Here is a 12,168-nt window from a genome sequence, read left to right as displayed (position 1 = left end):
CCACGCCCGCTGTGATGTGATGGGAAAACAGCAGTTCTCAGGTCTTCCCGTCTGTGTCATGGCATGTCGTTCGGTGACGCTTCCGCAGCGGCGGCCTCCTCCTCGGCGATCTCCCTCAGGAGCTTCTGGTCGGCCTTGGAGGAGAGGTCCAGCCGGGCGTACATATCCGGGCGGCGGTCCCGGGTGCGGACAATGGCCTGCTTGCGCCGCCACCTGGCAATGTTTTTGTGGTCGCCGGAGCGGAGGATGGCGGGGACCCTTCGGCCGTGCCACTCCTCTGGCCGGGAGTACTGGGGGTACTCCAGCAGGCCGTTCCAGTGGCTCTCCTCCTCGAAGCACTCCGGGTCGGACAGGACGCCGGGCACCAGGCGGCACACCGCGTCGGTCACCGCCATGGCGGCAATCTCGCCGCCGGTGAGGACGAAGTCGCCCAGGGAGATCTCCTCGTCCACGCACTCCTCAATAAAACGCTCGTCGATGCCCTCATAGTGGCCGCAGACCAGAATGAGATGGTCGCACTCCCGCGCCAGCTCCCTGGCCCGCGCCTGACAGAAGGTCTTTCCGGCGGGGGAGAGGTAGATGGTGCGGCCGCCGCCGTAGGCGTCGGTGATGTGCTTCCAGCACTGATAGAGGGGGTCGGCCTGCATCACTGCGCCGTGGCCGCCGCCGTAGGGGTAGTCGTCCACCTGCTTCTGCCTGTTGAGGGTATAGTCCCGAATCTGGTGGGCCTCAATGCGGAGAATATCCCGCTCCTGGGCACGGCCCAGGATGGACTCGGAGAGCACGTCCCCCACGGTGAGGTCGAAGAGGGTCATGATATCGACTCTAAACATCGCTCTCCATCCCCTCAATGAGGCGGACCCGGATATAGCCGCCCTCCACATTGCTCTCCACCAGGAACTCGTCCACGGCGGGGATCATATAGCTGTGCTTCCCGCCCTTCACCACATAGACCTCGTGGGCGGGCGGGGTCAGCACGTCGGCTACGGTCCCCAGGACCTCGCCGGAGTCCGCGTCACGAACCTCCAGGCCCATGAGGTCGGCGATGAAATGCCGCCCCTCGGGGAGCGCCACGCCGGTGCGGTCAATCTCCACCGTCCTGCCCTTGAGACGCATGGCGGCGTTCACATCGTCCACCCCCTCCAGAACGGCCAGCACATTGCCCTTATGGACCCGTTTGGAGAGGACCTTGACGGGCGCGCCGCCGATATAGAGGGTATCAAACTGGCAGAGGAACTCGGGCGAATCGCACCAGGGTACGATTTTCACCTCGCCCTGGACGCCGTGGGTGTTCACAATCTGCCCGGCCTCAAGAAATTTGTTTTTCATCGGTACCTCCAAATAAAGAAAAACGGCAGGGGACAGCCCCCGCCGTTTTCGTCAGAAATCAGTCGATGATTTCCACTGAGACCTTGGTCCCGTTCTTCTGGGCGACGGAGCGCATCAGCGTGCGGATCTCCTTGGCGATCCGGCCCTGACGGCCGATCACCTTGCCCATATCCTCGGGGGCCACCCGGAGCTCCAGAGTGGTCTCATCCTCGCCCGCGTGCTCGGTGACCGACACCGCGTCGGGGTGGTCCACCAGATTGCGGGCGATATAAGTGAGCAGTTCTTTCATAGTGCCCTCCATACAGCCGGACCCCATTAGATGGCGCCAGCTTTTTTCAGCAGGGCCTTCACGGTCTCGGTGGGCTGGGCGCCAGTCTTGATCCAAGCCTGAGCGCGCTCGGCGTCCACCTTAATCTCGGCGGGGTTCATCAGGGGATTGTAGGTACCGATCTCCTCGATGAAACGGCCGTCACGGGGATAGCGGGAGTCAGCCACCACAATACGATAGAAGGGAGCCTTCTTGGCGCCCATGCGGCGCAGTCTGATTTTGACCATTTTATGTTCACCTCCATAATTCATTACATCTCTATATGGAAGCACCGCGCGGGTGCATACCAACGAAAGGAAGGGGCGCGCCGGGCGGTTAAAACGGGAAGCCGCCCTTTTTGCCGCCGAAGCGGCCCATCTTGGCCATTTTCTTCATCCGGCCGCCCGTCATCTGGCGGGTCATCTGCTGCATCATCTCAAACTGCTTGAGCAGGCGGTTGATGTCCACCACCTGGGTGCCGCTGCCCGCAGCGATGCGCTTTTTCCGGCTGTTGTTGAGCAGGGCCGGGTTGTCCCGCTCCTGGGGGGTCATGGAGAGGATGATGGCCTCGGTCCGGGCCAGGGCCTTCTCGTCCACGCTGGCGCCGGCCAGAGCCTTGGCGTCCACGCCGGGGAGCATACCGGCCAGATCCTGGATGGATCCCATCCCCTTAAGCTGGACCAGCTGGTCGTAATAATCGGAGAGGGTGAGGCGGTTTTTGCGCATCTTCTGTTCCAGCTCGGCGGCCTTCTGCATATCGAAGGACTGCTGGGCCTTCTCGATGAGGGAGAGCACGTCGCCCATGCCCAGAATGCGGGAGGCCATGCGGTCGGGATGGAAGACCTCGACCTGGTCGAGCTTCTCGCCGGTGCCGATGAACTTGATGGGTTTGCCGGTGACGGCCTTGATGGAGAGGGCAGCGCCGCCCCGGGCGTCGCCGTCCAGCTTGGTGAGCATCACGCCGGTGAGATCCAGCCGCTCGTCGAAGACCTTGGCGGCGTTCACCGCGTCCTGGCCAATCATGGCGTCCACAATCAGAAGAATTTCGGTCGGGGAGACGGCCTGCTTCATCTCTTCGAGCTGCTGCATCAGCTCCTCGTCCACATGGAGGCGGCCGGCGGTATCGATAAAGACCAGGTCGTTCCCGTGGGTCCTGGCGTGCTCAATACCCGCCTTTGCAATCTCCACCGGGTCGCCCAGTCCCTGCTGGAAGACGGGGATGCCCAGCTGGCCGCCCACGGTCTCAAGCTGCGCTATGGCGGCGGGACGGAAGGTGTCGCAGGCCACCAGGAGGGGACGCTTGCCGTTCTGCTTCTTCATAAAGCCGGCCAGCTTGGCGCCGTTGGTGGTCTTGCCCGCGCCGTTGAGGCCCACCAGCATTACCACGGTGGGCGGCTTGGAGGAGATGTTCAGCTTGACGCTCTCGCCGCCCATGAGGCCGGTGAGCTCCTCGTTGACAATCTTAATAATCATCTGCGCGGGGGTGAGGCTCTCCAGCACGTCGCTTCCGACGGCCCGCTCCGTGACCCTGGCCACGAAGTCCTTGACCACCTTGTAGTTGACGTCGGCCTCCAGCAGGGCCATGCGGATTTCGCGCATGGCCTCCTTCACGTCGGCCTCGGAGAGGCGGCCCTTGCCGCGCAGCTTTTTGAATGCGTTGGAGAGTTTTTCGGTCAATCCTTCAAAAGGCATAAGTTACTCCTGCTTCATGAGGCTCACGGCGTCCTTGATTTCCGTTGCCAGGGTTTCAATGTCGCTGTCGTAGGAGTGCTCGGAATTGATGGCGAGAATGCCGTCGGCCGCCCGCTCAATGTCGGAGAACTGCTCCTGCATCCGCTGGAAGCGGCGGATGATGCCGGTCTTGTCCTCCAGCTCCTGCATAATGCCCTCGGCCCGGACAATCACATCCCGGACGCCCTGGCGTGTGATGCCGTAATTCTCCGCAATCTCGGAGAGGGAAAGATCCTCATTATAATAGAGGTCAAAAAACTCCTTCTGCCGGTCGGTGAGCATATCGCCGTAAAAATCGAACAACAATGCCATGCGAAAAGCCTGATTTTTCATATCGCCGCCTCCTTCCGGTGCTGCGTAAAGCACAGGGGCTTTACAACAGGTGTTATCATACAACATTTTGTGGTGCTTGTCAAGATGGGATTTGCATGATTCTACCGGTTGGACAGGTATATTCCTTTTACAGCGGGAAAAACTGGTATGGAATATCAATGGAACCAATAGGAGTGGCAAATGAGAGAGCGCAGACGGGAGATCCCCATGGACGATAAGCATTTGGCGCAGCTCGCCGAGAATACGGCGCGGACCCTGAGACCGGAGGGGACGGCCTCAGGGCGGCAGGTGAGCCGCGCCGTATCCAGAGCACTGGAGCGGGTGCGGGAGTGCCAGGACCGGGCCGCAGCCTGGGCGGAGGACCGGCAGCACCTCCCCCGGGAGGTGGAGTGGCTGCTGGACAACTGGTACCTGGCCCAGCGGGAGGGCCGGGAGGCGGAACGCTGCTTCCGCCGCGCCGGGCGGCTGCGGGCGGTCCGGCGGGAGGGGAAGCAGATCATGGTGCTGGATCTCGCCCGGGCGCTGGCCTGGGCGGGGGAGGTGACGGGAGAGCGCATCGACCTCTTTCTGGACCGCGCCCAGGAGGTCCGGCCGCTTACCGAGTTGGAGCTCTCCCTCTTCATCCCCGCGCTCAAGGGCGCGCTGGTGGAGCGGCTGGAGTCGGCCTGCCGGGAGCTGGCGGTCCTGTTTGAAAGGCGGGAGGTCTTCGCCGGTGAGGAGGAGGCGCTGCAGGCAAAGGCCGCGGGCCGCCCGCTCTCCGCCGCCCAGGAGGGCGCGCTCAGAGAGGCCGGGGCGGAGCATGAGCGGCTTGCCAAGAGAATGGAGTGCGTTATGACGGCCCTGCGCACCCTCTCCATTGTCAACCTGGGCAAGCTTCTGGAGGAGCAGAGCAGGGTGGAGCAGCTGCTCCGCCGGGACCCCAGCGGGGACTATCCCCTGATGGACGAAGAGACCCGGGGCCGCTACCGGCAGGAAGTCTGCCGCCTGGCCAGGCGGATGAATCTGGGAGAGGCCGAGACAGCGCGGCTGGCGGTCGACCTGGCGGAGAAGGGGACGGGTGAGGAGCGGCATGTGGGCTGGTTCCTCTTCCGAAAGCCCCTGGGCCGGGAAAAGAACTGTGCTGCGGGCGCATTTTATGTGGGCGCGGTGGTCATACCCACCTTATTTATCGTACTGCTGGTGGGCTTTCTGCTGGACAGTCTGGCCGTGGCGCTGCTGCTGCTTCTGCCGGTGTCCGACATCGTCAAAAACTGCGTGGACTTTCTGGTGGTCCGTCTCTTCCGCCCGAGGAGCGTGCACCGCATGGCCCTGGAGGGGGGCGTGCCGGAGGAGGGGAGGACTCTGTGCGTCATCGCATCCCTGCTGACCAACGGGGAGAGCGGCAGGGAGCTGGCCGGACTGCTGGAGCGCTACCGCCTCGCCAACCGGGACGCGGGAGAACACCTGCTGCTGGGCGTCCTGGCGGACCTGCCCGACAGCGATCTGCCCATGGGGACCGCCGCGCGGGGGTACGTGAAGGCGGCCCAGGCGGCGGTGGACGGACTCAACGAGAAGTACGGCGGCGGCTTCTACCTCTTCTTCCGCACCCCCGTCTTCCAGAGCGGGGACGAGCGCTATATGGGCTGGGAGCGCAAGCGGGGCGCGCTGCTGGAGCTCAGCCGGATGCTCCGGGGCCGCCGCTCCGGGCTTGAGGTCAGGGCGGGAAGCAGAAAGGCCTTGCAGAATATCAAGTATGTCATCACCCTGGACTCGGACACCAGCCTCAACGTGGGCGCGGCCCGGGAGCTGGTGGGGGCCATGCTCCACCCGCTGAACCGGCCCCGCCTGGACCTGCGCAGGAAGATTGTCACCTCGGGGTACGGCATTCTGCAGCCCCGGGTGGGGGTGGAGCTGGGGGCGGCCAACAAATCCCAGTTCTCCCGCATCTTTGCCGGGCAGGGGGGCGTGGACCCCTACGGCTCCACCGCCAGCGACGTGTACCACGACCTCTTTGACCAGGGCACCTTCACGGGCAAGGGCATCTTCGACGTGGACGCCTTTCTCACCTGTCTGGACGGGCGCTTTCCCCAGAACCGCGTCCTCTCCCACGACCTGCTGGAGGGCTCCTACCTCCACGCGGGCCTCATCGGGGACGTGGAGCTCACCGACAGCTATCCCTATAAGGTGACCTCCTACTTCGCCCGGCTCCACCGCTGGGTCCGGGGGGATTGGCAGCTTCTGCCCTGGCTGGGGGGACATGTCCGGGACCAGGACGGGGCGCGGGTGCCAAACCCCATCCCGCCCATGGCGAAGTGGAAGATCTTTGACAACCTCCGCAGGAGCCTCTCCCCGGTCTGCACCCTGCTGGCCCTGCTGCTGGGGATGTGCCTGCCGGGGTACGCCTTCGGCGTGGCAGCCGCCGCGGCGGTGCTGGCGGCTGCCTCCAACCTGCTGCTCTCCGGGGCGGATCTGGCCTTCCGGCGGGGCCGGGGCCTGCGCGCCCGTTACCACTCCACCATCATCGCGGGCTTTGGCGGAGTGATTTTGCAGACCCTGGTCCAGCTCCTCTTTCTGCCTGTGCACGCCTGGACCTGCGCCAGCGCCGCCGCCACCGCCCTCTGGCGGAGCTTTGTGAGCCACCGCGGAATGCTGGCCTGGGTGACGGCGGCCGACGCGGAGCGCCGGGCGGGGGACGGCGTCTGGGCAAACTACCGCAAGCAGTGGAGCGCCGTGGCGGTGGGTCTGGTGGCCATCGGCTTCTCCCTCTTTCCCGCGGGTGCGGCCATGGGGCTGGTGTGGGCCGCTTCCCCCATCTTCGCCTGGGCCATGAGCCGGCCCATCGACGAGAAGCGGGTTGTCCCGCCCAACCACCGGGCCTTCCTCCTCCATGAGGGGGCACTCATCTGGCAGTATTTTGCCGACTTCCTCCGTCCGGAGGACCACTGGCTGCCCCCGGACAACTGGCAGGAGCAGCCCGCCGTCGGCCTGGCCCGGCGGACCTCGCCCACCAACATCGGCATGGCGCTCCTGTGCGTGCTGGCGGCGGCGGATTTGGATTTTCTCACACGGGAGGCCGCCGTCGAGCTGCTGGGCCATATGCTGGACACGCTGGAGGCCCTGCCCAAGTGGCGGGGGCACCTCTACAACTGGTACGACACCTCCACCGCCCAGCCTCTCCCGCCCCGGTATATCTCCACCGTGGACGGCGGAAACCTCTGCGGCTGCCTCATCGCGGCGCGGGAGGGCCTCTACGAGTGGGGCGAGGGGGAGCTGGCCCGGCGGGCCGAGGCCCTCTCCGACGCTATGGACTTCTCCCTCCTCTACGATGCCGACCGGAAGCTCTTCTATATCGGCTACGACGCGGAGAAGCAGGCGTATACCCAGGGGTGGTACGACCTCATGGCCAGCGAGGCCCGGCAGACAAGCTATCTGGCCGTGGCCCGGGGCGAGGTGGAGAAGAAGCACTGGCGGCGGCTGGGACGGATGCTGGTCAAGGATAACAACTACTTCGGCATGGCCTCCTGGACGGGCACCATGTTCGAGTACTTCATGCCCAACCTGCTACTCCCCTGCGAGCCCAACTCCATGATGTACGAGTCCCTGGCCTTCTGCCTCTACGCCCAGCGGCGGCGGACAGCCCGGCGGGGGATTCCGTGGGGGATCTCAGAGTCCTGCTTTTATGCCTTCGATCCCGGCATGAGCTACCAGTACAAGGCCCACGGGGTACAGAAGCTGGGCCTCAAGCGGGGGCTGGACAGCGAGACGGTGATCTCGCCCTACTCCTCCTTCCTGGCGCTGCTGCTGGCGCCGGGCAGGGGAGCCAACAATCTGCGCCGCCTGCGGGACATGGGGCTTGAGGGAAAGTACGGCCTCTACGAGGCGGCGGACTTCACGCCCGCCCGGCTGACGGGAGACGAGGGCTGGGAGCCGGTGCGGTGCTATATGGCCCACCACCTGGGCATGAGCCTGGTGGCAGTGGACAATGCCCTCAACGACGGCGTCATGCAGGAGCGCTTCATGCGGGACTGCTCCATGTCGGCTTACCGGGAGCTGCTGCAGGAGAAGGTGCCCGTAGGGGCGGCGGTGATGCGCGCCCCGGAGCGGGAGGTACCGGACAAGCCCAAGCGGGCCAGAGGTACGGCATTCCAGCGCGGCGGAGCAGGCTTTGACCGGCTCCAGCCCGCCTGTCATCTGGTCTCCAACGGGTCCTATACGGTCTTCTGCACAGACGCCGGGGCCACCGCCTCAAGCATGGGGGAGACCGCGCTTACGCTGGCGGAGTTCAGAAAGCGGGACCGGCCCGCCGGGGTGAGCTTCTTCCTGAGAGACAATGAGGGAACGCTGCGTCCTCTGACGGGCGCGCCCTGCTATGGCGGGGCCGGCGGGGAGCATACCTGGCGGTTTACCGGCGGCGGGGCGGAGTGGACGATTAAGTGCTCTGACTTTACAGCAAAAACGTGCCTGCGGGTACGCCCCCGGGAGAACGGCGAGCTGCGGGAGGCGGAGCTCGCCTGGACGGGACGGGAGGAGTTCGCGGGCGAGATCGTCTGTTACCTTGAGCCGGTACTGGCCCGTCAGAGGGACTACGACGCCCACCCGGCCTTCTCCAAGCTGTCTATCCAGAGTGAGCGTGTGGAGGACGGCGTGCTCTTCACCCGCAGGGCGGGAAAGCGCGGAGAGCGCCTGAGCGCCCTGGCGGTGGTGTGGGACGGAGCGGAGGCGGGCTTTGACACCGACCGGGCCTCGGCAATCGGCCGGGGCGGCCTGCGGGGCCTGGAAAACGCCCTGCGCGCTCCCGCGCAGGAAACAGTGGGGGCCGTACTGGACCCCTGTCTGCTGGCCCGGTTCCCGGTGCGGCTGGCGCCGGGGGAGAAGGCTCAGCTCCGCCTTGCCCTGGGCGTGGCGGAGCAGGGAGAGGACGCCGCCTTCACGGCCCGGCGGCTTTTAAAGACGCCGAAGCTGGAGACCGGCAGCTATCTGGACGGTCTGCTCCAGGCCTATCATATGACAGGCGAAAATACCTTACAGGTATTTCGCCTGATGGAACGCCTGGCATTCCCGGCGCCACGGGAGAACGGGGCGGGGGCGGTGCCCAGCCAGGAGCGGCTGTGGCCCTTCGGCGTCTCGGGGGACGACCCCATCGCCGTCTGCCGGGCGGAGGCCGGCGGAGAGACGGAGCCCCTGCTGGCGCTGGTGCGATCCCACAAGCTGCTCAGCCGGTGCGGCTTCCGGTTCGATCTGGTCTTCCTGCTGGAGGACGGCGGCGACTACCGCCGTCCCACCCGGAACGCCCTGCTGGATGGGCTCAAGGCGCTGGGCGTGGAGCGGCAGATCGGGGCCAGGGGGGGAATCCATCTGGCCGATTGTCCCACGGATGAGGCGGCTCAGCCCATCCTGGCCGCGGCGGCGGTCCGGCTGACGCCGGGAGAGACGCTGGAAGCGGTACAGGCCGCACAGGCCGCCGATGCTGTCAGGCAGATAGGGTTTCGCCTGGAGCCGGGCCTGCCGGAGGCGCGGTTTGGGGAGGACGGCACGTTCGTGTTCACCGCGGGCCGCAGGCTGCCGCCCGTGGGCTGGAGCCAGATGCTGTCCAATCCCTTCTTCGGCTGGATGACGGACGAGACCGGCTGCGGGCACCTCTGGCGCGGTAACGCCAGAGAGAACCAGCTGACGCCCTGGTACAACGACCCGCTGATGGTGGGCGGGCCGGAGCGTCTCTTTGCAGAGCGGGACGGCGTATACTGCTCGCTCTTCGCCGACGGGGACGACCTGGACTGCAAGGTCCGATACGGTATGGGATACGCCTGCTGGGAAAAGCGGTGGGGCGGGCTTGGGATGCGGACCACCGCCTTTGTCCCCGCCGATATCCCCGCCCGGGTGCTGCTGGTCGAATTGGACGGCGGGCCGGAGGGGGCGGAGATCTGCTACCGCACCCAGCCGCTGCTGGCGGCGGAGAAAAGCGCGGCACGCTATGTTGAAACGGTATGTAATGGGAATTGCCTTGTCATTCAGAACCCCTGGAACCGGTCCTTCTGGCCCCAGTCGATGCTGGTCGCCGCGTCTGCCGAGCTGAAGACCTGGCACAGCGAGGGGGACGGCGTTCTGGAGGCCCGCTGGAACGCCGCCGGCCGCTTTGTTCTGGTGGTGGGCTGCGCCGCGACCAAGCGGGAGGAGAACGACATCCTCGCCCTGACAAAGTGGGCTGAAGCGGAGGGACAGCGGGAAAAGACGCTCCGCTGGTGGGATGAAAGGGTAAACGCCCTTACAGTCGACACGGCCTGTCCCGCGCTGGATCGATATCTGAACGGCTGGGCCCTCTACCAGACTGTGGCATGCCGCCTGCTGGGGCGCACCTCCCGCTATCAGAGCGGCGGGGCCTACGGCTTCCGGGACCAGCTCCAGGACGTCTGCGCCGTGCTCAACACCGCGCCGGAGCTGGCGCGGGAACAGCTTCTGTCCGCCTGCGCCCACCAGTTCCGGGAGGGGGACGTACAGCACTGGTGGCATGAGACCGCCGGGAAGGGGGCGGACAGGGGCGTGCGCACCCGCATCAGCGACGATCTGCTGTGGCTGCCCTATGCCCTGTGCGAGTATCTGGATAAGACGGGGGACCGCAAAATTTTAGAGGAACAGGTCCCCTATCTGGCCGCGCCGCCCCTGGGAGAGCGGGAGCAGGAGCGGTATGAACAGCCCAATATTTCCCAGGAAATGGATAGCGTGTACGGCCACGCGGTCCGCGCCGTCGAAAACGCCCTGAGCCGGGGGACGGGCGGCCACGCCCTGGCCCTGATGGGGGCCGGAGACTGGAACGACGGCATGAACCGGGTGGGCGTTCTGGGCCGGGGGGAGAGCGTGTGGCTCACCTGGTTCACCGCCCATGTGCTGGAGCGCTTCGCGCCCCTGGCGGCGGCGCAGGACGGTGCGGAGCGGGCCGCGAAATACCGGGCGGCTGCCGGGGCCTATACCGCCGCCGCCAACGCCGCCTGGGACGGGGATTGGTTCCTGCGGGGCTACTATGACGACGGCTCCACCCTGGGGAGCAGCGGGGACGAGGAGTGCCGCATCGACTCCATCGCCCAGAGCTGGGCGGCCATGGCGGAGAAGGGAGACCGGGAGAAGGCGCGGAAGGCCGTCCGCGCCGCGCTGGACCGGCTGCTGGATCGGGAGCACAGCATCGTAAAGCTCTTCGCTCCCGCCTTTGACAGCGGGGCGAAGGACCCGGGCTATATCCGGGGCTACGTCCCCGGCGTGCGGGAGAACGGCGGGCAGTACACCCACGCGGCAGTCTGGCTGGCGCTGGCCTGCCTGCGGCTGGATATGCCCGAAGAGGGCTGGCGGGTCCTGGAGAACCTGCTGCCCTCGGCGCGGGACGCCTCGATCTACCAGGCGGAGCCCTACGTGCTCGCCGCCGACGTATACGCCAACCCCGCCCATATGGGCCGGGGCGGCTGGAGCTGGTACACCGGCGCGGCGGGGTGGTATTACCGGGTGGCGGTGGAGGAGCTGCTGGGCCTGAGGCTGCGGGAGGGCAGACTCTTCATTGAGCCCAGGCTCCCGGCGGACTGGCCGGGCTATTCGGCCCGGTGGCGGACCGGCCGGGCGGTCTTTCACATCACGGTGAGGCGGACCGGGCAAAAGGAGACCCGCCTGGACGGCAGGGCCGTTCAGACGGGCATTGAGCTGGGGTGCTGTGAGGGGGAGCATCAGGTGGAGGCCAGCTTCTGAGGCTTTCCCTCCGCCGAGCACCAGAGGGGGAGGCCCAGCAGGACCGCGCCGCCCAGCAGATTTCCCACGGTGGCCCACAGGAGGTTCCAGCCCATGGCGGGCAGGGATGCGGCGGAGACGGTCAGGCTGTAGAGGGTGAAATAGGCCACGTTGGCGATGGAGTGCTCAAAGCCGGCCAGCACGAAGGTGGTGATGACCAGGGCGATGACCACCATCTTGCCCAGCTCACTCTTGAGACGAAACCCGGCGTAGACCCCCACGCAGACCAGAAAATTGCACAGTACGCCCTTGAGAAGCGTCATATACCACGCTGCGGACAGCTTGGCGGGGACCAGCGCCTGCAGGTAGGAGAAGAGCGGGTCCTGCAGCGCGCCGGAGGCGGCGAACAGGAGGCACAGGACCAGGATGCCCAGGAAATTACCAACGTAGGCCAGGCCCCACACCCGCAGCGCGCCGGGCAGGGAACACCCACCCTCGTAGAGGGTTACGCCCATAACCAAATTTGTGCCGGTAAAGAGCTCCCCGCCCAGCAGGACGATGAGGATGAGGGCCGTGGAGAAGGTGCCGGCCCCCAGCAGCTTGGCCACGGCCGGGTGGGCGTCGCAGAACCAGGAGGCGGAGAGACAGGACAAAAGCGCCCCCACAAAGATAAACGCGCCGGCCACGGCGGCGCGGGTCAAATACCGGGGACTGGCGGTTCGGGCGCAGTCAGCTTTGGCGGCGCCTGCCGCGGACAGAGCTTCTATGTCGGGTCTTGTCATGTA

Annotated in this window: 8 protein-coding genes; 1 reads left to right on the top strand and 7 read right to left on the bottom strand. The window is 66.0% G+C overall.

What is annotated here, in order from left to right; genetic code table 11:
* Positions 1-56: 56 nt before the first annotated feature.
* The 6 genes from trmD to ylxM all read right to left on the bottom strand — a co-directional run bounded on the left by trmD (position 57) and on the right by ylxM (position 3,700).
* Complete coding sequence (trmD, locus tag H8S62_RS02510) at positions 57-833, bottom strand: tRNA (guanosine(37)-N1)-methyltransferase TrmD (RefSeq protein ID WP_186918371.1); 777 nt, start codon at positions 831-833, stop codon at positions 57-59.
* A complete protein-coding gene (gene rimM / locus H8S62_RS02505; RefSeq protein ID WP_155146391.1) occupies positions 826-1,329 on the bottom strand; it encodes a ribosome maturation factor RimM in 504 nt (167 codons plus the stop codon). Before rimM ends, trmD begins: the two co-directional genes overlap by 8 nt.
* 58 nt (positions 1,330-1,387) lie before the next feature.
* Positions 1,388-1,618: a KH domain-containing protein gene (locus H8S62_RS02500; protein WP_155146393.1), complete on the bottom strand. Its 231-nt coding sequence runs from the start codon at positions 1,616-1,618 to the stop codon at positions 1,388-1,390.
* Between the two features lie 26 nt (positions 1,619-1,644).
* Entirely contained in the window at positions 1,645-1,884 is a 240-nt protein-coding gene (gene rpsP, locus H8S62_RS02495) for a 30S ribosomal protein S16 (protein WP_155146395.1), read from the bottom strand.
* Positions 1,885-1,972: 88 nt separating this feature from the next.
* Positions 1,973-3,328 carry a signal recognition particle protein gene (ffh, locus tag H8S62_RS02490; protein WP_155146397.1) on the bottom strand — a complete coding sequence of 452 codons (1,356 nt, stop codon included), beginning with the start codon at positions 3,326-3,328 and terminating at the stop codon, positions 1,973-1,975.
* Between the two features lie 3 nt (positions 3,329-3,331).
* Entirely contained in the window at positions 3,332-3,700 is a 369-nt protein-coding gene (gene ylxM / locus H8S62_RS02485) for a YlxM family DNA-binding protein (protein WP_155146400.1), read from the bottom strand.
* Between the two features lie 180 nt (positions 3,701-3,880).
* Here ylxM and H8S62_RS02480 point away from each other — a divergent pair, with 180 nt between their 5' ends.
* Positions 3,881-11,404: a GH36-type glycosyl hydrolase domain-containing protein gene (locus H8S62_RS02480; RefSeq protein WP_186918370.1), complete on the top strand. Its 7,524-nt coding sequence runs from the start codon at positions 3,881-3,883 to the stop codon at positions 11,402-11,404.
* Here H8S62_RS02480 and H8S62_RS02475 read toward each other — a convergent pair.
* Positions 11,383-12,165 carry a formate/nitrite transporter family protein gene (locus H8S62_RS02475; RefSeq protein ID WP_186918369.1) on the bottom strand — a complete coding sequence of 261 codons (783 nt, stop codon included), beginning with the start codon at positions 12,163-12,165 and terminating at the stop codon, positions 11,383-11,385. The genes H8S62_RS02480 and H8S62_RS02475 overlap by 22 nt on opposite strands.
* Positions 12,166-12,168: the final 3 nt, after the last annotated feature.

Origin of the sequence: Lawsonibacter faecis (genome assembly GCF_014287675.1) — a bacterium.
GTDB classification, from domain to species: Bacteria; Bacillota; Clostridia; order Oscillospirales; family Oscillospiraceae; genus Pseudoflavonifractor; species Pseudoflavonifractor faecis.
The sequence above is the reverse complement of the archived record's forward strand: the minus strand, read 5'-3'. Positions and strand labels throughout refer to the sequence as shown.

Coding starts and splice junctions, on each gene's coding strand:
- H8S62_RS02500 (WP_155146393.1), bottom strand. CDS start 1,618: ATGAAAGAACTGCTCACTTATATCGCCCGCAATCTGGTGGACCACCCC.
- H8S62_RS02475 (WP_186918369.1), bottom strand. CDS start 12,165: ATGACAAGACCCGACATAGAAGCTCTGTCCGCGGCAGGCGCCGCCAAA.
- ffh (WP_155146397.1), bottom strand. CDS start 3,328: ATGCCTTTTGAAGGATTGACCGAAAAACTCTCCAACGCATTCAAAAAG.
- H8S62_RS02480 (WP_186918370.1), top strand. CDS start 3,881: ATGAGAGAGCGCAGACGGGAGATCCCCATGGACGATAAGCATTTGGCG.
- rpsP (WP_155146395.1), bottom strand. CDS start 1,884: ATGGTCAAAATCAGACTGCGCCGCATGGGCGCCAAGAAGGCTCCCTTC.
- ylxM (WP_155146400.1), bottom strand. CDS start 3,700: ATGAAAAATCAGGCTTTTCGCATGGCATTGTTGTTCGATTTTTACGGC.
- rimM (WP_155146391.1), bottom strand. CDS start 1,329: ATGAAAAACAAATTTCTTGAGGCCGGGCAGATTGTGAACACCCACGGC.
- trmD (WP_186918371.1), bottom strand. CDS start 833: ATGTTTAGAGTCGATATCATGACCCTCTTCGACCTCACCGTGGGGGAC.